Annotated in this window: 20 protein-coding genes; 3 read left to right on the top strand and 17 right to left on the bottom strand. The window is 39.3% G+C overall.

Going from position 1 to position 21,172, the window contains the following annotated elements; all coding sequences use genetic code 11:
* Positions 1 to 154: 154 nt before the first annotated feature.
* From M3196_RS16960 to M3196_RS16945, 4 genes are all read right to left on the bottom strand, one after another.
* Positions 155 to 1,438: a TRAP transporter large permease gene (locus M3196_RS16960; RefSeq protein WP_251323520.1), complete on the bottom strand. Its 1,284-nt coding sequence runs from the start codon at positions 1,436 to 1,438 to the stop codon at positions 155 to 157.
* Complete coding sequence (locus M3196_RS16955; RefSeq protein ID WP_251323519.1) at positions 1,435 to 1,920, bottom strand: TRAP transporter small permease; 486 nt, start codon at positions 1,918 to 1,920, stop codon at positions 1,435 to 1,437. The genes M3196_RS16960 and M3196_RS16955 overlap by 4 nt, the downstream gene beginning before the upstream one ends.
* Before the next feature lie 89 nt (positions 1,921 to 2,009).
* Complete coding sequence (locus tag M3196_RS16950; protein WP_251323518.1) at positions 2,010 to 3,029, bottom strand: TRAP transporter substrate-binding protein; 1,020 nt, start codon at positions 3,027 to 3,029, stop codon at positions 2,010 to 2,012.
* Positions 3,030 to 3,067: 38 nt separating this feature from the next.
* Entirely contained in the window at positions 3,068 to 3,817 is a 750-nt protein-coding gene (locus M3196_RS16945; protein ID WP_251323517.1) for an IclR family transcriptional regulator, read from the bottom strand.
* 400 nt (positions 3,818 to 4,217) lie between these two features.
* Between M3196_RS16945 and M3196_RS16940 the strand changes: the two genes are divergently transcribed.
* Positions 4,218 to 5,357: a histidine kinase N-terminal domain-containing protein gene (locus M3196_RS16940; RefSeq protein ID WP_251323516.1), complete on the top strand. Its 1,140-nt coding sequence runs from the start codon at positions 4,218 to 4,220 to the stop codon at positions 5,355 to 5,357.
* Between the two features lie 41 nt (positions 5,358 to 5,398).
* On the opposite strand, the gene M3196_RS16935 is transcribed toward M3196_RS16940, so the two are convergent.
* From M3196_RS16935 to M3196_RS16925, 3 genes are all read right to left on the bottom strand, one after another.
* Positions 5,399 to 6,538: a zinc-dependent alcohol dehydrogenase gene (locus M3196_RS16935; RefSeq protein ID WP_251323515.1), complete on the bottom strand. Its 1,140-nt coding sequence runs from the start codon at positions 6,536 to 6,538 to the stop codon at positions 5,399 to 5,401.
* Between the two features lie 404 nt (positions 6,539 to 6,942).
* Positions 6,943 to 7,809, bottom strand: coding sequence for a dimethylarginine dimethylaminohydrolase family protein (locus M3196_RS16930; RefSeq protein WP_251323514.1), 867 nt, complete (start codon positions 7,807 to 7,809; stop codon positions 6,943 to 6,945).
* 192 nt (positions 7,810 to 8,001) lie between these two features.
* Entirely contained in the window at positions 8,002 to 8,847 is an 846-nt protein-coding gene (locus M3196_RS16925) for a DUF4037 domain-containing protein (protein ID WP_251323513.1), read from the bottom strand.
* A 599-nt stretch (positions 8,848 to 9,446) separates the two neighbouring features.
* Between M3196_RS16925 and M3196_RS16920 the strand changes: the two genes are divergently transcribed.
* Positions 9,447 to 9,638: a hypothetical protein gene (locus tag M3196_RS16920; protein WP_251323512.1), complete on the top strand. Its 192-nt coding sequence runs from the start codon at positions 9,447 to 9,449 to the stop codon at positions 9,636 to 9,638.
* A gap of 138 nt (positions 9,639 to 9,776) precedes the next feature.
* Entirely contained in the window at positions 9,777 to 9,899 is a 123-nt protein-coding gene (locus M3196_RS22025; RefSeq protein ID WP_276531418.1) for a hypothetical protein, read from the top strand.
* 273 nt (positions 9,900 to 10,172) lie between these two features.
* Here the strand turns inward: M3196_RS22025 and M3196_RS16915 are convergent, their stop codons facing one another.
* From M3196_RS16915 to M3196_RS16875, 10 genes are all read right to left on the bottom strand, one after another.
* Complete coding sequence (locus M3196_RS16915) at positions 10,173 to 10,859, bottom strand: YqcI/YcgG family protein (RefSeq protein WP_251323619.1); 687 nt, start codon at positions 10,857 to 10,859, stop codon at positions 10,173 to 10,175.
* 116 nt (positions 10,860 to 10,975) lie between these two features.
* Positions 10,976 to 11,968 (bottom strand): phosphotransferase, encoded by a 993-nt coding sequence (locus tag M3196_RS16910; RefSeq protein ID WP_251323511.1) that lies wholly within the window; start codon positions 11,966 to 11,968, stop codon positions 10,976 to 10,978.
* 3 nt (positions 11,969 to 11,971) lie between these two features.
* The gene (locus tag M3196_RS16905; protein WP_251323510.1) at positions 11,972 to 12,277 is read right to left on the bottom strand and encodes a DUF2087 domain-containing protein; all 306 of its coding nucleotides are present in this window, start codon (positions 12,275 to 12,277) and stop codon (positions 11,972 to 11,974) included.
* A 125-nt stretch (positions 12,278 to 12,402) separates the two neighbouring features.
* On the bottom strand, positions 12,403 to 12,618 hold the full coding sequence (locus M3196_RS22270) for a DUF2500 family protein (RefSeq protein ID WP_425311026.1): 216 nt from the start codon (positions 12,616 to 12,618) through the stop codon (positions 12,403 to 12,405).
* A 419-nt stretch (positions 12,619 to 13,037) separates the two neighbouring features.
* Positions 13,038 to 14,837: an IucA/IucC family protein gene (locus M3196_RS16900; protein ID WP_251323509.1), complete on the bottom strand. Its 1,800-nt coding sequence runs from the start codon at positions 14,835 to 14,837 to the stop codon at positions 13,038 to 13,040.
* Positions 14,821 to 16,029, bottom strand: a complete 1,209-nt coding sequence (locus tag M3196_RS16895) for an MFS transporter (protein ID WP_251323508.1) — start codon at positions 16,027 to 16,029, stop codon at positions 14,821 to 14,823. The genes M3196_RS16900 and M3196_RS16895 overlap by 17 nt, the downstream gene beginning before the upstream one ends.
* Positions 16,005 to 17,351, bottom strand: coding sequence for a lysine N(6)-hydroxylase/L-ornithine N(5)-oxygenase family protein (locus M3196_RS16890; protein WP_251323507.1), 1,347 nt, complete (start codon positions 17,349 to 17,351; stop codon positions 16,005 to 16,007). Before M3196_RS16890 ends, M3196_RS16895 begins: the two co-directional genes overlap by 25 nt.
* A complete protein-coding gene (locus M3196_RS16885) occupies positions 17,326 to 17,910 on the bottom strand; it encodes a GNAT family N-acetyltransferase (protein WP_276531417.1) in 585 nt (194 codons plus the stop codon). The genes M3196_RS16890 and M3196_RS16885 overlap by 26 nt, the downstream gene beginning before the upstream one ends.
* Positions 17,894 to 19,675 (bottom strand): IucA/IucC family protein, encoded by a 1,782-nt coding sequence (locus M3196_RS16880; RefSeq protein ID WP_251323505.1) that lies wholly within the window; start codon positions 19,673 to 19,675, stop codon positions 17,894 to 17,896. The genes M3196_RS16885 and M3196_RS16880 overlap by 17 nt, the downstream gene beginning before the upstream one ends.
* On the bottom strand, positions 19,672 to 21,165 hold the full coding sequence (locus tag M3196_RS16875; protein ID WP_251323504.1) for a pyridoxal phosphate-dependent decarboxylase family protein: 1,494 nt from the start codon (positions 21,163 to 21,165) through the stop codon (positions 19,672 to 19,674). The genes M3196_RS16880 and M3196_RS16875 overlap by 4 nt, the downstream gene beginning before the upstream one ends.
* Between the last annotated feature and the right edge of the window lie 7 nt (positions 21,166 to 21,172).

Here is a 21,172-nt window from a genome sequence, read left to right as displayed (position 1 = left end):
TTAGGAGTCTCACCTGTCCCGCTGATCCCCCAGGAGTCTCACACCTTGCACTCCAATCAACTTGGCAATGAGGCAATGATTCGAAAGCAAGAATTTATTAAAGAGAAAATCCTTATGAAAAAGAGCCTTTATTTAGAAAGGCTCTTTTTCATTTTTAAAGACCGATCATTCTTGGAATCCAAAGAACCGCATCTTCTAAATATGTGATTAGAAATAAAATAGCGATCGCTACTACTAAAAATGGTGCTGAAGATTTTACTAATCTTTCAAAACGAACTTCAGCGATCGATGAAACAATAAACAATCCTGTTCCAACTGGCGGTGTTAAAAGACCAATTGTTAAGTTAATACAAATGATTACACCAAAGTGGATCGGATCAATCTCAAAGGAAGTGACAAGTGGCATAAATACAGGGACCAATATAATCAACGCTGCAATTCCATCCAGCAGCATCCCGACGATTAACAGCATGATGTTAACCAGCAATAAAAAGACAAATGGATTTTCAGAGATGGATAACATGCTGTCTGCAAAAACTTGCGGAATTTGTTCGAAAGCAATCAGCCAGCCAAAGATGTTGGCCATCGCAATTAAGAATGTAACCGTTGCGGTGCTTACAACCGTATTGATCAAAATTTGAGGTATGGACGTCCACCTTAATTCACGATAGAAAAACATCCCCACCAAAAAGGCAATCACACAAGCTACAGCAGCTGATTCAGTCGCTGTAAATGCACCGCTCAAAATTCCAACAATGATAACAAACGGAACCACAAGAGCCGGAAGTACTTTCACTGTACTTTCCCACATTTCTTTTCCTGTGGCTCTTTTACTTTTTGGAAAATTGTATTTGTAGCCCATATAAGCGATTACACTGATAAATGCTGCTCCATAAATCAGTCCTGGTACAATCCCGGCCATAAACAAGCCGCCGATGGATGTCCCCGAAAGAGTGCCATAAATGATAAAAATCATACTAGGTGGAATAATTGGTGCAATGATGGATGACGCAAGCGTTAAGGAAGAAGAAAACTCTTTTGAATACCCTTCCTTTTCCATTTCCGGCACCATGATTTTGCTCATCATCGCTGCTTGTGCGTTCGCTGATCCTAAGATAGAAGCTAAGAACATGTTGGCTACTACCGTAACATAAGCTAGTCCGCCACGCACATGACCAACGAAAACTTTTGCAAATTTCACAAGACGTGTCGTTATTCCTCCTCCGTTCATAAGCTCACCTGCGAGCATGAACAAAGGAATAGCCAGCAAACCAAAATTATCAAGCCCAGAATAAAGTCTCATTGGTGTTGAATCTAACAAAGCTGTGTTCCCATTTAGGAAAAAATAGACGACGGTAATCATGCCTAATACGAGTGAAATAGGAATGCCCATCAATAAAAACAGAATAAAAATACCGATGATGAGAGCAGTGGTCATAGTTCCGCCCCCTTTGTTTTAATAACTTGAACTAATTGAGCTAGTACATGTATGCACGCAAACGTTAAGCCAATCGGTACCGCACTGTAAGGAATCCACATTGGCAGCAAAATGGCCGTAGACTTTTGAAAAGCCACTCCATCTGACAATATCCACGTGTACGTATACGACAAAATTAATACTAGAAAGATAATGATAAACAACTGACTAAAAACGGCTATCCACATTTTCACTCTTTGCGGACAATAATCGAGTAATAACGTAACAGCAGCCTGGGACTTATTTTTAAGCCCCAGACTCCCGCCAATAAAACTGATCCAAATCAAAAGAAACACAGCAACTTCCCCCGACCAAGATAACGGTGCATTCAGAAAGTAACGGAATCCTACTGAAAGGGCGACGATTATTGCTAAAGCAGTCATGAGGATGGCAGCAAGAAATTTCTCGATAAGAGAAATTCCGTCGCTAATGCGTTGGATCATGCCGATTTCCCCTTTAATCGGGCGTTTTATACTTTGGTTCATTTTCCTTTCGTAGTTAACCCTCATTAAATACACCCCAATCTCTCAGCCTACTTTCTTACTGAATCTATGAATTCCTGAATAAGCGGATCAGTAGGTCCATACTTTTTATCAAATTCATCTATATATGGTTTGAATAGTTCAGGGTCAATATCATAGATTTCCATTCCGTTGTCAGCTAATTCTTTTCTGAACCCCTCTTCTTGGCCTGCACGGGTTACAACCGCATAATCCGCTGCTGCTTTTAACGATTCACGCACAATCTTTTGATCTTCTTCTGACATGCCTTCAAATGTCCCTTTGTTCATCATGGCAACTGCTGGCCAAACCATATGGTTAGTAACCGCTCCATATTTTGCAACTTCATAGTATTTATTCGTGATTGCTGCATCCAGATCCATATCCATACCATCAATTACACCTGTCTGAACTGCTGAGTACACCTCAGGAAGCGGCAGACCTTCTGTTGATGCTCCAGTAGATTTGTAAAAATCCTGCATCGGCGGACTCGGTGTTACACGAAGTTTCAAGCCTTTCATATCTTCAGGCTTCTTTACATGCTTGTCTTTAAACAGCATTACACGCTGACCGGCAAACAAGTAGTCCAGGCCAGTAATACCCTGCTCGTCCAAAGTTGCCAGGATTTTTTTAGCTGGTTCAGACTCTCTTGCTTTATGTGCTGCTTCCAAATCTTTAAATGCATACGGTGCAAACCATGCCGCAAATGAAGGAGAACGAGAACTAGTGTAAGCTGCGGTAATAAAACCAAAATCAACAGATCCTGATTCAATCTGCTGCATCATATCCGCCTCACTTCCAAGCTGAGATGATGGATAAATCTCAAGCTCGATTCTTCCATCTGAACGATTGGAAAGCTCTTCTTTAAATTTTTCAGCAGCCTTATGCCACATATGTGAAGGCGGCGTAATATGAGCAAGCTTAAACTTATATGTTTTCCCATCAGCTGATGCATTTCCAGAACTTGCAGAATCTTTTGCGCCGCTGCTACATGAAGTTAGAAGAATTAATGTAAAAAAAATAGCCAGTACAACCTTAAACTTCTTTGCCATTTTAACTCCTCCAATACGATTTCAAAATGTAAGCGCTATCACAAAACGCTAATATACCCCAGTTCTTTTGAAATAGATTCTGCTGTCTTAACGACATGATGAATCATGGAAGGTGTATCCTGTCCAAGCATATAAGACACGGGACCTACCATATTAAGAGCAGCAATCGTCTGTCCAGTATAAGATTTAATTGGAGCTGCTATTCCATACAATCCCATCTCATTTTCGTTGTTGCTGATGGCATACCCGTTTGCTCTAATCGCTGCAAGCTCATCTTTTAATTTCTCAACGCACGTAATCGTGTTAGGAGCGCGTCGCAAGAGCCCTTTCGATATGGTTGGTTTTATCATGGAAGTATTATAAGCAAGCAATACCTTTCCTGTGCTCGTGCAATAAGCAGGCTTCGTATCACCTATAAAAGTAGGGACAGTTACTGAATTTGATGAGGCGACACGTAAAACAAATCGTACTTCACCACTATCAAGCATCCCGATATGTACAGTTGTATTAAACCTTCTGACAAGACCTTCGCATAGCGGAAGAGCTTCAGTGTTTAAGTCTTGCTGATACATGACGTGGTTACTCCACTCAAGAAGCTTCCATCCTAATCTATATTTTTTCTGGCTGTCTTGAATCAATATGCCTTCTGAGCAAAGTGTCCTTACTAAATGGTGAACGGTACTTGCGTTCATATTTAGTTTTTCTGCAATTTGCAAGTTTCCTAGTGCTGGTTCATCCTTTGTGAAGCAGTTTAATATCCTTGAAATTTTTTGAACAGATGAGATCACCAATTCTCCCCCTCAAACGGATACATTTAATAGAATGTCAGCTTAAAGACAACCACCCCTTTCAATATGCGTTCATCGTATTGGAAAAGATAGTTTGGTACAATCGACTAATTTCATAATGTGAAATTCAAGAAAATATTTTTAGAATAGTTAGAAAATTCAACGACTATTGAAGGATAGTAATTATATGTAAAGAAGAAGTATAGGTATGAAAGTTCATTTATAGATTTCTTTATAACTATCAAATTACCTACCTTATTTTTTCACTTTTTAATAGAAAAAATATAAACAGTATATAGCATTTAATCTCTATTTGAATTACTATATGTAGTATAAATACTTTTACATATCAATTAATCCCTTCATTTTTCTTCATTTAATGTTGAAAGAGGTGCTAGCGTTGGATGACATAACTGAAAGTCTGATTACGTATATGGACGAAAATCTACCCACATATTTACAAGATTGGCACCAGAAAGTCGTGATTTCAAAACATGATATACATAAGGATAAAGTGATTGAAAATGCTTTCCAGATGGTCGAACTTGTTAAACTTTCGTTACGGTGTCAACTTTCACCTGAAAAAATTGAACAGCTTGCACATGAAGTGGCGGTTCAAAGACTGGAAGCAAAAATCAATATCGGAGAATTTGTTTATAACGTAAATCTTGGCCGCAGTGAAATCGTAAGGTTTGTTACAGGGTCTCGAATTTCTATTGAGCAGCTTCAGCCTGTTATTGAAACCATTAATTCTCTATTTGATGAATTTTTATATCACGCTGTAAAAAAATACACGCAGTTAAAAGATGCAGAAATTCAAGAAAAGACCATGTTTATTGATCAGAGTCATAAAGAGCGCCTTACGATCCTTGGACAAATGTCATCAAGCTTTGTTCATGAATTTCGCAATCCACTTACCGCTGTTATGGGGTTTGTAAAGCTGATGCAGCAGGAAAACCCGCGTATGAAATATATTGATATCATCAGTCATGAATTAACACAGCTGAATTTTCGGATATCACAGTTTCTTCACGCCTCTAGAAAAGGGGTTCAGGAAAGAGAAGCAGAGGATTTTGCGCTTGAGGATTTATTTACAGACATACTGGATTTTATGTATCCAAGCCTTGTAGATGCAGATGTTAATGTGGTGCCAAGAATTGATCCAACGATTACACTTCTGGCACACAAGGATGAGTTGAAACAGGTTTTGCTCAACCTGATCATGAATTCAATCGATGCTTTGCGCCAAAAGAAGCAAGACCGCCGGATTATGATCTACAGTAAGATAGAATCCGATTCGAACGTACATATTACCATTTCAAATAATGGACCTGCAATCCCTCCCGAAACAATTAAAACGATTTTCGAACCGTTTTTTACTACAAAGGAGCTAGGTACAGGTATAGGTCTTTTTGTGTGCAAAAAGATCATAGAAAAACATAATGGAACAATCAGCTGTACTTCATCTGACGAAGTTACAACATTCTCAATCGTTCTTCCATTACATGCTGCAGTTCAGGAAGAAATACATCAATTATAAATCAAAAGGAGCTCGAATGACAAAGCTCCTTTTTCTGGTAGCTAAGGTTTTAATACTACCTTTATACACTCATCCTCATGGTCATTAAATGTTTTATAAGCATTTCCAGCCTGCTCTAACGGTAATCGATGTGTAATAATTTCTGTTGGATCAAATTCCTGATTCATGATTTTATCAAAAAGCAAAGGCATATAATGAATAACAGGTGCTTGTCCCATCTTTAACGTTACATTTCTTTCGAATATATTACCTAGTGGAAACATGTTATACATAGATCCATAGACACCTGTAAGCTGTATCGTTCCAAATTTCCTCACAGCATGAAGACCAATCTCGATGGCACTGAGTGTACCGCCTTGCAGCTTCAACTTCTGTTCGACTTTCTCCACAAGCGTTTTCTTACCATCCATTCCCACACAATCGACTACGACATCCACACCGCCACTCGTGATTTCTTTAATATGCGCACCCATGTTGTCATAATCATCAAAATTATAGACCTCTGCTTTATTTTTCATTACTGCATGGTTTAAACGATAGGGGATATTATCAATGGCGATCACTCGCTTTGCCCCTTTCATCCAGGCAAACTTTTGAGCCATCAAGCCGACAGGTCCACATCCGAGAACAGCGACAGTGTCTCCTTCTTTCATTCCAGAATTTTCGATACTCCAATAGGCTGTTGGAAGTACATCAGACATGAACAACAGCGCTTCATCCTCAAGTTCACACGATTCAGGAATTACAAACGGCATGAAGTTCCCATAAGGTACACGCAGCAGCTCAGCTTGTCCACCCGGATGGTTTCCATACCTTTCTGTAAATCCAAAATATCCGCCCGTATCAATCGCTGGATTGGGATTGGAATTGTCACACTGACTCTCCATATCATGATTACAATAAAAGCATTGGCCGCACGAAATGTTAAAAGGCAGGACTACTCTATCCCCCTTTTTTACCCGCGTTACTTCAGGTCCAACTTCTTCTACAATTCCCATCGGTTCATGTCCAATTACATAATCTTTCTGTGTAGGCAGAGCTCCTTGATAAATATGGAGATCTGAACCGCATATTGCTGTCGAAGTGATTCGAACAATAATGTCGTCCTTTTTTTGTATTACCGGTTCTGCCACATTTTTTACCTGGATGTCTTTTGTGCCTTGAAAAGTAACTGCTCTCATAATAACCTCCTAGATGTAGAATACTTACTCTTTTCCCTCGACTCAGAAAAATATGTTCATATAAAACAGTTTTAAATGAACAACAAAAATGTCTGTTTTCGCAAACTTTGTTACTCTTGGAAGTGGTTGATTTCCGCTACAGGATGCTCGCTTTCCGCGAGGGGTAAGGTGAGCTTTGGTCGAAGATATAGGAAGTACTGCTCCTGGGTCTACAAGAAAATTTTGTTCAAGCGAGCTTCCTCGTCGCATGCCTTTCAAGAATAATCAGGTAGATGGCACGCTGCTCCTAGCCGTAGTCTCGCACCTTGCACTCCAATCAACTTATCAATGAAGAGATTGAACAACAATCTTTTAGAGAAGAGCCATAAAAAAAGTCCCTGCCTTTTGGCAGAGACAAATGATGATTAATAAACAGATTCACGATAAAGAGGCATCGTACAGCAGCGGAATGACCCGCCTGATTTAATGATTTCCGAAATATCCACTTCGAGTACCTCATATCCTCTTTCACGCAGTGCCTTGTTTACCTTTTTATTGCATGGAAGACTCAAAACTTTTTTGTTTCCAATCGATAACACATTCGTTCCCATCGTAAACTGCTCATCTTTTTCAACTTCAATTAATTCAAAGTGTGATGCAAGCAGCTGCAAGTCTTTTTCATCATACGCATGAGGATAAACAAGAGCTTCTTTTTCAGATAAAATATTAAACACGCAGTCAAGATGCAAAAAGATCGGATCAAACGGTACAGAGATAACTTCCATATGAGGAATTTGCGATTGGAGCTCTTGAATCGTTTCCTCTGAAGTTCGTCCACTCACACCGATATACACTTTATCTCCATGAATAATAACATCTCCGCCTTCAATACGGTCCCCTTCAATAAGAGAGAGGTTCACCTGATGTTCCAGTAGCCAATTACGAAGCACCTTTTCTTCTCCATCACGGATATTGCTTCCCATTCTCGAAACAAAGACAGTATCTCCAATCGTAAACCCGATATCCCGGGTAAAAACCTGCTCCGGGAATTTTTCAATCGCAGGAAGCTTATAAACATCGACACCGTGATCTGTCATTGTCTTTACAAATTGCTGATGCTGTTTCATCGCACGTTTCATGTTGATGTTATCTTTGGCAAAATGCCGCTGTGTTTCGTTAATGATCTCATCGATTTTCATATATTTAGGTTCGCAAACAATTACTTTTTTTAATGTTCCATATTCACTATCACAATTCACGAGCTTATATTCTCCTTTAATTACGGTAGCCATTCATAATCCTCCACTTAAGGTATATATAAGGCTCTTCCCTAAATCATTAGTACCGTAAACTTTTTTTGAATCTTCAACTATTCTATTTTTATTTTTTCCAAAAATGGCAGAAAGTTATCTTTAAAATTAAAATAACCACGCGAGCAGAAGAATCCACCCGGATGGCTATCACTATTTTGTATATTTTTTTCTTTAATTATACTCATTCTCAGGCCGGATAAAAGCCATTTTTTCTTTGTAGTCTTCCAAAAATGGCAGATGGGGATAATGCTTTTCTACAAGGAGGAAAACCTCTTGGATCAAATGGTCCAACTCTTGTACACTGTTGTGTACATCGCCTATAAATACAGCAGAAAATCTATCATCCATATTTTCTGGCTTAATTTTAAAAATATCACTATATTTGTGCATCCATTTAAATGAGGGATGATGAATATACAGTTTGTTCAAACCAAATAATGTACCCATTAACTTCTTTTGAACAGACCCCATCAAATCATATAACATCAGCCAGTCTTTCCGGTCCAAAAGGGCTTTGCGATTGTTCCATCTGTACCAAAGCGCCAAGTTCTCTTCGATCATTTTTTCTGCAAGTTTATCAGGATAAATTTTAACCTTGTTTTTTAATTTATTTATGACATCATCCCCATACAATGGTTGTCCGTAATAGATTGAGGAAGCCATACACTGTTTGCCATAATCAATCTCAAACTCTTTTACAACTTCATCAAGCCACTTTTCGGCCGTTTCCACAAGAAAACTGCTGATCTCCAGCTTCACGTTCTCTTGAGTTAAATAACTCTCCGCCCATTCTTCCTCCTCAAATGAATGAAATTCAATAACTGACCCGTTGACAACTGAAATGGCATTCATCCGGTCTTCATCTGTCGGCGCTTCTGACCAAAAGAGATTCAGTTCGATGTCTGAATGTTTATCTTCCCAGCCTCTTGAAACAGAACCAGCCAATAATACAGCTTTTACTTTAGGATTTTGCTGAAAAATAGATGCCATTTTGATTGCAATATCTTTTAATTTCATTAAGTACTCTCCCCTTATGATGATTAAAAAGTGGCGTACAACCCCTCTTCAAAATACTTATAATCTTCGCCGGTGATAATTTTTTCCTCCGTAACCTTGAAAAAAGATCTCTTTTCTTCTTCATCTTCAAACGCATTTGGTTTTGGACTGATGGCTAAAGATACATAACGAGGATCACCAAAAGCCCCGCCTTTAAAGTTTTATCTTCTGCAATCCGATTATGTATTAGATTATCATAGCCACAGTTGTTGCAGGAAAATTTTACAATACTTGTAGGGATTTTTATTTATTATAGAGAAACAATCTTTTATAAAGTTGAGGAGGATCAATTCATGAAAAGATATTGTACTATTATGTGCTGCTTATGATTCTTTGCGTGCCACAATATGTTTGAGTTGAAAGTCTGTTTGCTGAAAGAATCGGTTATGTACCGAGAATGATTTCAAATAAACTTTTAAATACCGTTTTAGATCGTGTAGAGAATTCAACAAAGAAAGTGATGGTGTTTAACAAATGAAATGGGTCATAAATTTTTTTGTTGCTTTATTCGGGTGGGCTGGTGATTGGTTTATGGATGATAAAGAAAAGAGAAAGAAGTAATGAATCGTGATCGTATTATCATTATTGTTTGTATCGTCTGGATTGCAGGATTGATGCTTTATAGTTATTTCGGGCAAGGAAAATCTATAACAGAAGTGTTCTGGACTTATATTTGGATTTTCTTCATACCTTTAATTCATAGTCTCATAAGAAGACTTATAGAAAAGAGGAATAAATATTGGAAGTTATGATGCAGATTTTTTAACTTTGCTTATTCCGATTGCAGCAATCATTTTAATTTGGCTTATTTTTACCACTCTTGTCGGTATTGAAGAACAGTTGAAAGAACAGAATAAAATTTTAAAACAAAATAAAAGAGAAGGTGAAGTATGATTTTAGGGGTGATTGGACCGGGAAGCATTGCCTTAATTGCAGCACCTATTTTATTATTCTTATTCATTCGTTATTATTGGAAATGGTTCAAGAAAAGGAAAGTAAATAATGAAAGATAAAGCCTTTTGGATGACTTTGTTAGGAATTGCAATCGGTATTATATTAGGCAAAATCTTATGAAACAGTTAATCTGTTTCTTTTTTTATTGCTTTATATTCTTTATAAACAAAAATTTCCATGACACTTGAAGGAAGAATACGTGAATCTATCCTGCTTAAGGATGGATGGCGTGATTCTCTGTTGTTTAGTATGTTAGAACACGAATGGGAACACAAAAAAGGACTCATTTAAAGTCCTTTTGTTCATTTATCTTTTTTATGAAAAAATATATTTTATTTATGATGGAACGGACATTTTCCTGTAATTGGTTCTACGTCATCTCCAATAAAATATTGTTTCCATTCGCGATGTTCCGGATCGCCGTAATGGCTGATGTTCGGGTGTTTCGGCAAGTTATCCCACTTCTCCACACGCTCACGCACTTTTTCGCGGGACATGATTCCGCCATCTGATGTTCCTTCTAACCCTTCAAAAATCCGGCGTGGCTGGAATCCTAAAACTAAACTGTTGCCAAGATCTCTCGTTTTACGCTGTTTATATGCTGGTGCGTTACCAAATACGAAATATGGTTCTTTATCAAAAGAGAAGGCAAATAAGTGATGATCAGGATCTGTAGGAATCTGTTCAGGCCATGGCTGATCATCTGATTCATGCAGATATTGCAGGATGTCCCAGAAATACTCGCGATAATACGGAATATCCTTTTCTTCTTTTTCCGGCTCTACGAACACAAATAAACCATGGCGAATCAATTTGGGTGCATCAAATAATTTATTGAATTCTTTAATGGCTTCAGGCAAGTTTGACCAGTCGTCATGCGTCATATAGGCATACCGAAGTTCACCTTTTTTCTCTGCAGCCATACCAAAATAACAAGGAAACGTTTTGTCAGTTACTGTTTCATGAAATGTCTTATATTCTTCTATAACCCAATCTGGAACTCTATCTGGATTTGTCATATCTTCTTTTGTCAGCAAGCTTAATTGTTTCGTTTCCACTTAACCACTCCTCTTATCTGTTATTGAGGAATTTCCCTTAAGCTGAATGATTAAAACGTAATTTAACTTGCATCTTTTTACCATGAAAGCATGTCTTCTAGATTTTCTAAGTTTTGTGCCAGCCAGATCATTTCTTGTGCAAAACGTTTGGGAGGCTCCCCTTCATGAAAGATACCGGAGATCCACCATGTGCTTTCCATGAACCAAACTAGTTTAAGAGAACGTATTAACCTTTCAATTGATAATTTATGTGTATTACAGTAACCATCTATAAATGCATGTACCGCTTCTCTATTTAATGTTTCCTTATGTAAGCATGCTGAGATAATAATTCTGCCAATATCTAATTCAAGATAATCATAATTCATCCGGTCAAAATCCAAGATAGCTGTCACAGAATTGGAGGTGAATAATACGTTATCCACCCATAAATCCCGATGACACCAGCCGCGAGTCAGGTTCTCAAAATCCTCATTAAACAGTCGTTTTGTTGCTTCTTGCTGAAGAAGGATGCTGGGCATCAATTCATTTAAGCCTTTCTCTTCACACTCAGCTAATACTGAATCCCAATATTGTAAACGCTCTTGAATGGATGGAATATTGAACATTGTTTCTCGATTTGACGGTAGAGTCGCATCATTTAAAAGGTTGTGAAGTTTTCCGGCAGCATAACCCAGTGAATACATTTGTTCAGGATTAGCTTCTCCTGCCTTTATTAGATTCCCATCCATAAACTGCATAACCGTAAAAAGCTCACCATCGGAAGTCTCCTGCAACAGCATTCCTTTATACTCCAGCAACTGGGGACTGAGAATCCCTCTAGTGCATGCCCGATTTTGAGCATTGAGAGCCGTCCGAATTGTTTCAAGGTCATACTTTTTCAGACGTTCTCTATTATATTGTTTTAGTAAGAACGTCCCTTGATTCGTTTCAATTTTCCATTTTTGATTCAGCCAGCCTCGATTTATTGGGTTGGCTGTTCGAATAAGCAAATCAAATCGCTCTTCTGTTTCCTTTTTTAAATGTTCATATAGTGTTTTCTCTTTAACCTCGGCAGTAATTGCTGTCATTAATCACTTCAACTCCTGCCATTTTACCCATAATGACTCATCTCTCTTTGTGTAAAACCCGCCTTCACGATCCATATATCTGTTCAAAATAAACTCTCTTCGAATCGTACAAAAATCTTCATGATACGTTTTGATAAACTCGTTGATCTCTGCCTCACTGTAAGAAGTGTTCTCCTCTAATTGACGCACTAAGCATTCAAGCACAATCAGCTTTTTCTTCTTCTGTGATGGGATGCTCTTGAGTTTTCCTTCTTTATTAAAGAAAGCTTTCATTACACTTTCTTGGTAGTTTTCCAATTCTGTTGTCATCTTTTCACCTCTATCTAAATAGATTCTGTATGTCTTTTTCGTTCAAACCATAAGTAGCGTGTACTTTGAAATGAGAGTCTTCCTTTGTTCCCTTCCACTAATTGTCGATATTCCTGAGGCTTAACTTAAAATTCCATTCGATCACCGCTTTTCACTTCGAAGGTAACATAATTGTACGTATGTGCTGCTGTATCATTTGCTCCACCTCTAACTTGGGAACACTTTGTTTTAACATCGGCCAAAATCATTATTTGTGGCTGCTTATTATGATTCCATTGGCTGATTTTCTTAAAAATCACAAAAATAAAAGTTCCTATTACAATAATAAAGATTGCAGTCATGAAATTGGTCCAAATTCAAAAAGCCAAACTCCCGAACCCATTCCTGGTTCTTGAAATTCGTTTATTTCGATCACCTTTTTGCCCCCACCATCATCTCTTTTACATATTATTACATACAAAAATAAAAAGACAGAGGTTTCAGTATTATTTATTTGGAATACGGTTTTTTACGGTACGTGTTCTTTTATTTATTACACGTTCGCTCAAAATACTTTAGTTTCGCTCAGTAATGGTCATGGTTCGCTCAAATAACACCACTTTTCGCTCAAACCACTTTGAGTTTCGCTCAATCAACCTCTGTTTTCGCTCAATAGCAGTTTCATTTCGAAAAACAAGCTCACTTTTCGCTAAATCTAAACGAGTTTAGTCCAAAAAAATCAAAAAAAGCGGGTTCCATCCATGGAACCTGCTCTTTTTTATTAACCCGTCACTTTACGTTCTCGGATTTCAAACAGCGCGTTCTTCACTTTACCAAACTCTGATGCATGCGGACGGTCATCTCCATCACCATATCCGTAATCCACCATTCTGTTTCGGTTCAAACACAGCTTTGTCAGCTCAGGCTTAAAGAAATCAAACAGTTTAAAACGTTCTTCTAAATGCGGGAATCTCTCTTGATACGCCTCAATACTTTCAGCTAAGTGTGACCAGAACGCCAACTCTTCAATCAAACCGTTTCGTACTAATACATTTGACATGTAGCGAAGGTGACAGATAAAGAGCCCTGTAAAAATAAACTGAGTCAAACCTTCAGGTGGCTCACTGCGAAGAACCTTACGCAGGTCTTCTGTTACACCCTCTAGCTCCGGGAATGGCTGATCGGAAATGTTCACATCATCCACGTAGTCTTTTACAGCGAGCCGCTCAGGTTGATAATCTTTTAAAATTAGAATCGTGTTTTGACCATGCGGTGAGAAAACTGTTCCATATTGATACAGGAAGTGCAGAAGCGGCGGCATTACAACACCAAAGAATTTCTTCACCCACTCATCTGCAGTCAAGCCGGACTTTTCGATTAAGCTTTGTACGTATGGCTTTCCATTCGCATCAACATGATGGAGGGCAGCAAGCGTAATCGGCTGTTCACCCGGCTTCAAATACGTATAGATACTTTCACGCCAGATTGTCCCGAGCATTTCTAAATACTGATACGGGGCACCTTTTAACACGCTGTAATGAGCGTGATCGACGTTGATGCTGGCTACTTCACCCGGAAGCACCACTTCGCACTCATCCCGTAAAAATCTATCCTTCTCAAAGATTCCTTTAATATGCTCCGTAACGCGGGGGGCAATCACGGTACGTTCAGAAGGAAGCCCGCGGTACACAAGAGTATTTAATATGCTCATCGGAAGTTTTACATGAGATTTCAATTTGTTGGATGTATTTACAAACGTCCTGATAGACTGCTGAGGAAGGTAGTAATCCGTTCCTTCTTCTAATGGCACGATCCATCCGTTTGCGATGTCTTCCGGGAAGTTTTGAATGAGCACGTTTTTCCATTGCCATTCATGGACAGGCATGAAGTAGTAATCCAGCGGAAGTCTGCCGTTATCCCGTAAGATTTCATTAAATCGCTGAACCATCTCCCCTCCTAATTCCTTCATGATTAACTTCTCATAGTGCAATTCGTTCACGGATTGAAATTGTGCGCGGTCGCGGTGAACGGCTACCCAGAACAGCTTTGTCTCCTGCTGGTTCTCTGGTGCATATTTTGCATAATCATCAAAGCCAAACCCGATACGTCCTTTGTTATATGTGATCCACGGGTGACCTGACATCTCACCCTCTAAGTCTGCATAATCTAGTTCCACCAATTGATCTGATGATTTTTTATGATTATTTAATAGATTAGCATCTGCGATTAAGGTATGATTCAATTCTTTTATGAGATGCCCCGCTGTTTCTGCTGACATTCCGATCAACGGCTGAATATCAGTTAAAAAGCGAATTGCACTTGTTGCCGGTACCCATTGGCCATTATCAAAGACCTGAATAGATGCAGGATGGACATCATAGCTGTCAAACAATCTTTTATCAGCATCAAAGCGGTATTTACGTTCTTCATTAACAGAAAAAACATAGCTTCCATCAATAACTTCAGGATGAATCATGTCTTCATACATGTACTCTGCAAGCATTTTTGCCAGCAGATTTTTATTCACCTTTTCCCATGTGTCTTTTTTCAGAATCGATTCTGTTTCATTTATATAAAGCATGTTTTTCCTCCTTATGCAGCTGAATTTCCTCTCTGTTTCTTTCACTCATGAACATGGTCCATAAAAAAACAACCAAATGAAGCACGACGAGAAGACTGGCATATTTAAATACTTCTGAGATTGAACGGATATTTACAATAGATGACGCCGCTACAGGTGCGAGCAGCAATCCCACGTTTTGTATAGCAGAGATCTTGCTGTAATCTCCATGAGTATTGTGGCTGTTCTGAAAAATAAAAACATCAAGTTTTGCCAAACACCATGCAGCTCCAATCCCAAACAAACAGCGGAACAGGATTAGGCCTGCAATTCCTGTTTCGATGCCTTGCAAGAACAGACCGGCAATCATTAGAACAGTTGATGCAATATAACCTCCCCAGCCTATTCTATCGCTGTATTTCTGAATGAACGGCAGAGCGACAATGGCCATCAAACTTGGTATTAAATACAACAAACTGTTTGTAAATGTATCTGTGTCATACATCGTTTCCGTGTACGTTGTAAAAAACGGACGAATCATATGGATTGCCAGGTGCAGTGTCAGCACGATGAAACCAAACTTTAGAAATTGCTGCAGCATGCTGCAGCTTCTTATTTCTATCACTTCAATGTCAGACTCATCACTGCTGGCTGGTAATCTTTTCAATACTAAATAGCTCAACAAAGCTAACAAACATTCTAGAAAACCAATGATCCAGAAAATCAAAAGCGGATCTTCCATCTGGATGATCCATCCGGAACATACCGTCGCCGCAACAATCGCTCCCTGTAATACGGCATGGTAACTTGCTGCAATACCAGTTGTATTTGTTGGATTCTGATCCATCATGATGGTATATAACAAGAAGAAACTGCTTTTAAATAGAAGCAAAAGAACACTTGCAGCTATGAACATTTCAAAGGTAGGTGAGATTGCCATCAAAAAACATGAAAATCCTGTTCCCCATTGTCCGGCTATCAGGAGCACCGAGCTGTTATGCCATTTTTTTGCGGCCAGTCCCCAAATAGGAGTGAAAATCACCACTGCTAAACGGCATGTCATAATGTAAAGACCTGTACTGTCAGGGTCTGTTATTCCGTAGACCTTTTCAAAAAATTGCGGATAGAACGGAGACAGTAGTGCTTCTGTACATACAAACAAAAAGACACAGGCTAATAGAAAAATATTTAGCGAACGGCGGCTAGCTTCCATGACGGTTCCGTTCCAAATGTCTGAAACACATTCTTATGGCTGACCGGATATATTTCCTCACCAAATAGTTTATTAATGATTACTGCGTTTCGATGAGCGCCAAGACCCAGATCAGGCGCACCGACCCCATGTGTGTGAAGTTCACCATTCTGGATAAAAATATGGTTGTTGTCCATTCCTTTTGTTTTCAAGCGGTAGTCGCGTGTGATCTGGTATCTGTTCTTTTTATCCCACTCGATTCTGTCTTGCATGTTCATAAGGAAATACGGGAATGACGGTGCATAGCCTGTTCCTAATATCACAACGTCTGACTTCAGTTCAAACACATCACCCGAAACATTTTGTCTTAGTGAAAGCAAATGAGTATCATCTATTTTTTCTAAATGAACCAGCTCTGTCATTGCCTGAAGATGAATATGGGGTTTTTCCTGACCAACCGACTTCTCGTAGAGCAGATTATAAATAGCTGCGATCGTATCCATGCTGATTCCTTTATACAAAAGGTCTTGCTTCTGCAAAAGTTCATCCTTCTTTGATTCTGGCAGCTGATAGAAAAAGTCCGTATAATCCGGTGAAAAATACTCAAGTCCAAGCTTGGAATATTCCATAGGGAAGAACCCCTTAGAACGTGTGAACCAGTTCAATGTGAAGGTATCATTATTTTGAAGCTGTGCTAAATCATAAAACACTTCAGCAGCACTCTGCCCTGAGCCGATCACGGTGATCGAATTTGCATGAAGAAGTTTCTCTTTTCGATCCATGTACTGAGATGAATGGATGACTTTCTTTCCTAATTTCTTTTCCAAATGAGATGGAACTGAAGGAATTGTTCCGATGCCTACTGCAAGATGTTTCGTATAAAAAGTTTCCGTTTCCCCAGTATCTTCAGACTTTACGACCACTTCATAGAACGAACCATCCGCATCGAAAGGACGGATCTCTTCCACTCCCGTTCCAAAGCGGCACGACTGAAGTTGACTGGAAACCCATCGGCAATAGTGATTGTACTCCGTACGAGGGATATGAAAATTCTCTAAAAAATAAAAGTGATACAACCGGTTATGTTCCTGCAGGTAGTTCAAAAATGTATACTTGCTTTTGACATTTGCCATGCTAACCAAGTCAGCAAAGAATGGGACCTGCAAGGTTGTACCGTCGATCAACATTCCTTTATGCCAGTTAAACTCTGTTTTTTTCTCAAAAAACAGCGCTTCTTTTCCGCCTGTTTCATCAAGCATTGCAGCAAGTCCAAGATTAAATGGTCCAATGCCAACGCCGATGATGTCATATACTTTCTCAGGTTGCTGCGGTTTTAAAGACATCTTCCCATCTCCTCTCAAATGTTTCTCTATCGCAATACATAAGCATTCCTGTCTTATCCGGCAGCTCGATCGGCTTTGCTTTTTCAAAACCGCATTTTTCAAAAACATGAATCATTTTTTCGTTCGTAATATCAGGCTCGGCAATCACTTTCTCTGTTCCACTTGCAAGAAACTGGAATTGAACCATCGCCCGTAATACTGGAAGTGCATATCCTTTTCCAAGATATTCTTCCTCCCCAATCAACAAGTGGATTCCTTGATCTTCCGGATGCGGGTTATAGCAATTCTCCACAACGTCTCCTTTCACCCAATAGGCCTCCCAATAGCTCATCGGAACTCCATCGATCAAGCCAAGGTATAATGTCTGATGCTTATCTTCCAAAAAGGTTTTTAGATGTACTTTATATTTTTCAAACGGAATATCCAGCTTCCAGAATGGAATAACATAAGGCTGCTGATGCCACTGATGCAACAGCTCTACATCCCTCTCGAGTTCCACTTTTACAAAAGCAATCGTCATCTGAATAGTAGAGTCATAGAAACTAAATTCCGGCTGCATCTAAAGTCAACACCTTCTGCAATGGGTTTGGTATATTTGTATAAACAGACTGAGTCTCGAGTGAACCAACTAGCTCATCCATGTCATGAAAACGTGTAAGGAGGTTCGCTTTGCAAGGCAGCTGTTCAGAGTCTAGTAAACTTCTTAATAAGCGCGATTTACCGCCAGTAAGATTATCATGGTGCAGCAGCCTTATTCTTAATATTTTCATAAGCTCTGATTCTTCTATAAGGCCCGCTGCTCCAAATCCGTTGATCAGTCCGAACAGATGATTCATGAAAAAATAGTAGCGGAATCGCTCAATCGCAACTTCATCGCTGCAGATCGTTACACTTTTCCGGTTCAGGTCAGGAATCTGTTTTACTAACAGATCCGCCTTAGATTCACTATAATAGTAGCCTTGGTTGTCGCGATAATAGAATCTAGCAGGGTAACCCCCTTCGAGTTGAACGATTGAGTTCTGCTGATGTGCTTCCAGCGCAACACCATATGTTTCATACAGCCAAAGCATAGGATCTAATGCTATGGTTAAGTATTCTGAGAACCAGTCTTTGCTTACTTCTCCTGTTGTTCTTTTTTCTTTTTCAGCAAGATCTTTTATGATTGCCTCGATACGTGAGTACCCGCCAAAACCATGATCTTGGCAAAGTCCAGCTATTAAACTCACATTTTTATCATTCTCATAGAATGGGTTTTCTCTGATCACCACTTCAAAACCCGACGTTTCTTTTTCAGCAGGAATGTTCAGAAAAGCTGGGTCTTGAATGATTTTAAAAGAAGGAAAGACTTCTGTAAGTTCCTGTCCGATCTGAGACTGCATGAGTCTCGTGACTTCAACACCTCTATACAGCTCTTTTTCTAAGTTGACGCGAAGGGAATTTGTGATCTTCACAGGAACTGAGAACTTGAACATATATTTAAAATTACAGCTATATACGGAACGCATGGAAGACGTTGCTGAAAATGGTTCTCCATATGGCCCAATGTAGCTCAGCTTTCCTTCTTCTATGTAGTTTTGTATGTGTTCGTCATTTAAAAGAACCGGGACTTGTAAAGGGTGCACCGGAATAAATACAGAATGATCATCTGGCTTTATTGTGGTTAAAAAGCTTTCATCTTTTTGAAGAAGTTCCATCGTAATCTCTTCCGCTGTCACTTCATGAGCAGAATCTTGTTCAACGATGGATCTGTCAGCTTTAAAGAAATGAAGCTGGAACGACCCTTTTAACTCTGGTGAATATAGCTCTTCTTGCTCTTCACTCATTCCTTGCTTACTCTTTGGTGTTGGATGCAATAGATGGCCGAAAAGAAGAGATTGTTCTGCTTCTAAGAACGTAAACTCGCTGCTCTCTAATTTTTCAGCGTCAGCTACCCGCTTCTGTAAATAACGCTGAATGTTTCGGCAGCTTAAGACCGTGCGCAGCATCAGCTCATCTTCCGCATCTTCCCGTCCTTGTTCGATCAATAATTCTTTAGAGATAATCGAAACCAATGTTACATAATCAAGCGGCACCATTTTTTCACTCGTTTTACATAGAATCGGAAAGTGGAATAAATGGCGTCCAGTTAATGACCAGTGTTTCACCGCTGCAAAAATGAATGTATTTTGATTCGCTAATGAAATCTTCAGCCATCTTTCCGGTGTTCCACCGCTGCACTCCAAGTCTTCCGGATTAGCATCTGTAAAATTTTGCGTTTCCCTTAGATAACAGTTTAAGAAGCTTTGCATGCTTGCATGTTCTGCTCGTAATTTATGATTTATCATTGGGTAATCCCCCTGTTTTCGTACTCTGCTGCAAATTGAGAAATGCTATGAAGAATATCTTCAATATCCACGATGGTCGTTCGTGGATTCAGCAATGTGAATTTTAAAAATGTTTGACCCTTCACTTTTGTTTTTGCAACAAGTGCCGTTCCTGTGTGAAGGAGTTTTTTATAAATAAATGTGTTTAATTCATTCCAGGTTTCATGGCTGTCCTTTTTATAACGGAAAACAACAGCATTAATCTCAGGGTTCCTGTTGCACACTTCAAAGTTCTCTTTTTGACTTATTACTTTGACCGTTTGATCTGCAAGGTGAAGTGTATAGTCAATCATGCATGCAAAATTCTTCTCACCGATAATACGAAGCGACATAAATAGTTTCAACGCATCAAAACGTCTGGTTGTTTGAACGGATTTACTGACTAAATGAACGAGACCGTCTACTTCATCATTTTCGGGATTTAAGTAATCAGCATGATGTGCAACATAAAGGAAGTTTTCCTTATTTTTTACAAAGAAAGCACCACAGCTGATCGGCTGGTAAAACTGCTTGTGAAAATCAATGGTGATCGAGTCAGCTTGCTCGATGCCCGCAAGTCTGTTGAAGTACTTTTCACTCAGCATCAAAGCGCCGCCATACGCTGCATCAACGTGCAGCCAAAGGTTGTGGCTCTGTGCAATTTCAGCAATTTCCAAAATCGGATCGATGCTTCCAAAATCAGTCGTCCCAGCTGTTGCAACTACACACATCGGGAACAGCCCTTCTGACTTTAACCGTTCTATTTCTGCCCTAAGAACATCGCAGTTCATCCTTTTGTTGTGATCAGTCTTTATGGTCACGACAGCCTGTTCACCAAGCCCTAACTGAAACGCAGACTTTTTCACTGTGAAATGAGCATCTTCTGAACAAAGAATGCGCATTTTATGTGCTTCTGGCGGCAAACCTTCTACCTTTACGTTCCAGCACCACTCCTTATCGCAAAAATGATCGCGAGCTAATAACAGCCCCATATAGTTGGATTGAGTGCCTCCACTCGTAAAAGTACCATCAGCGGTTTGCGGAAGATTCAGTTTTTCGCTTACCCATTTGATCAGCCTTTCTTCCAGATAAGTAGCTGCTGAACTTTGGTCCCAAGAATCCATCGACTGATTAAGAGCACCGATTATTAGCTCAGCTGCAATTGCCGGAACTAAAGGCGGGCAATGAAGATGCCCTATGCTTGTTGGGTGTGAAACATGAATGCTGTTTTTTACGATCCACTCTTGTACATCCTTAAGGACAATGAATGGATCATCCCCTTCTTTTGAAGCGAGAGGTATTGTAAGAATTTCTTTTTCAATATCCTGAGGCAGCTTTCCATTATAAGCATCTGTATTGTTTTTATAGAATCGGCTCAGCAAGTGCTGTGTTTCAAAAACGATATGCTGAAAACTTTGCATTCCGGCTTCACTATTATTTAGAAAAAAACGGTCAAAATCAGTTGTGTTCATTTTGCAC

The organism is Fictibacillus nanhaiensis (genome assembly GCF_023715445.1).
GTDB lineage: Bacteria > Bacillota > Bacilli > Bacillales > Fictibacillaceae > Fictibacillus > Fictibacillus nanhaiensis_D.
Note: the sequence above shows the minus strand (reverse complement) of the source record. Positions and strands in the feature narration are given on the sequence as shown.

Coding starts and splice junctions, on each gene's coding strand:
- M3196_RS16960 (WP_251323520.1), bottom strand. CDS start 1,438: ATGACCACTGCTCTCATCATCGGTATTTTTATTCTGTTTTTATTGATG.
- M3196_RS16955 (WP_251323519.1), bottom strand. CDS start 1,920: ATGATCCAACGCATTAGCGACGGAATTTCTCTTATCGAGAAATTTCTT.
- M3196_RS16950 (WP_251323518.1), bottom strand. CDS start 3,029: ATGGCAAAGAAGTTTAAGGTTGTACTGGCTATTTTTTTTACATTAATT.
- M3196_RS16935 (WP_251323515.1), bottom strand. CDS start 6,538: ATGAGAGCAGTTACTTTTCAAGGCACAAAAGACATCCAGGTAAAAAAT.
- M3196_RS16930 (WP_251323514.1), bottom strand. CDS start 7,809: ATGGCTACCGTAATTAAAGGAGAATATAAGCTCGTGAATTGTGATAGT.
- M3196_RS16925 (WP_251323513.1), bottom strand. CDS start 8,847: ATGAAATTAAAAGATATTGCAATCAAAATGGCATCTATTTTTCAGCAA.
- M3196_RS16920 (WP_251323512.1), top strand. CDS start 9,447: ATGAATCGTGATCGTATTATCATTATTGTTTGTATCGTCTGGATTGCA.
- M3196_RS22025 (WP_276531418.1), top strand. CDS start 9,777: ATGATTTTAGGGGTGATTGGACCGGGAAGCATTGCCTTAATTGCAGCA.
- M3196_RS16915 (WP_251323619.1), bottom strand. CDS start 10,859: ATGACAAATCCAGATAGAGTTCCAGATTGGGTTATAGAAGAATATAAG.
- M3196_RS16910 (WP_251323511.1), bottom strand. CDS start 11,968: ATGACAGCAATTACTGCCGAGGTTAAAGAGAAAACACTATATGAACAT.
- M3196_RS16905 (WP_251323510.1), bottom strand. CDS start 12,277: ATGACAACAGAATTGGAAAACTACCAAGAAAGTGTAATGAAAGCTTTC.
- M3196_RS22270 (WP_425311026.1), bottom strand. CDS start 12,618: ATGACTGCAATCTTTATTATTGTAATAGGAACTTTTATTTTTGTGATT.
- M3196_RS16900 (WP_251323509.1), bottom strand. CDS start 14,837: ATGCTTTATATAAATGAAACAGAATCGATTCTGAAAAAAGACACATGG.
- M3196_RS16895 (WP_251323508.1), bottom strand. CDS start 16,029: ATGGAAGCTAGCCGCCGTTCGCTAAATATTTTTCTATTAGCCTGTGTC.
- M3196_RS16890 (WP_251323507.1), bottom strand. CDS start 17,351: ATGTCTTTAAAACCGCAGCAACCTGAGAAAGTATATGACATCATCGGC.
- M3196_RS16885 (WP_276531417.1), bottom strand. CDS start 17,910: ATGCAGCCGGAATTTAGTTTCTATGACTCTACTATTCAGATGACGATT.
- M3196_RS16880 (WP_251323505.1), bottom strand. CDS start 19,675: ATGATAAATCATAAATTACGAGCAGAACATGCAAGCATGCAAAGCTTC.
- M3196_RS16875 (WP_251323504.1), bottom strand. CDS start 21,165: ATGAACACAACTGATTTTGACCGTTTTTTTCTAAATAATAGTGAAGCC.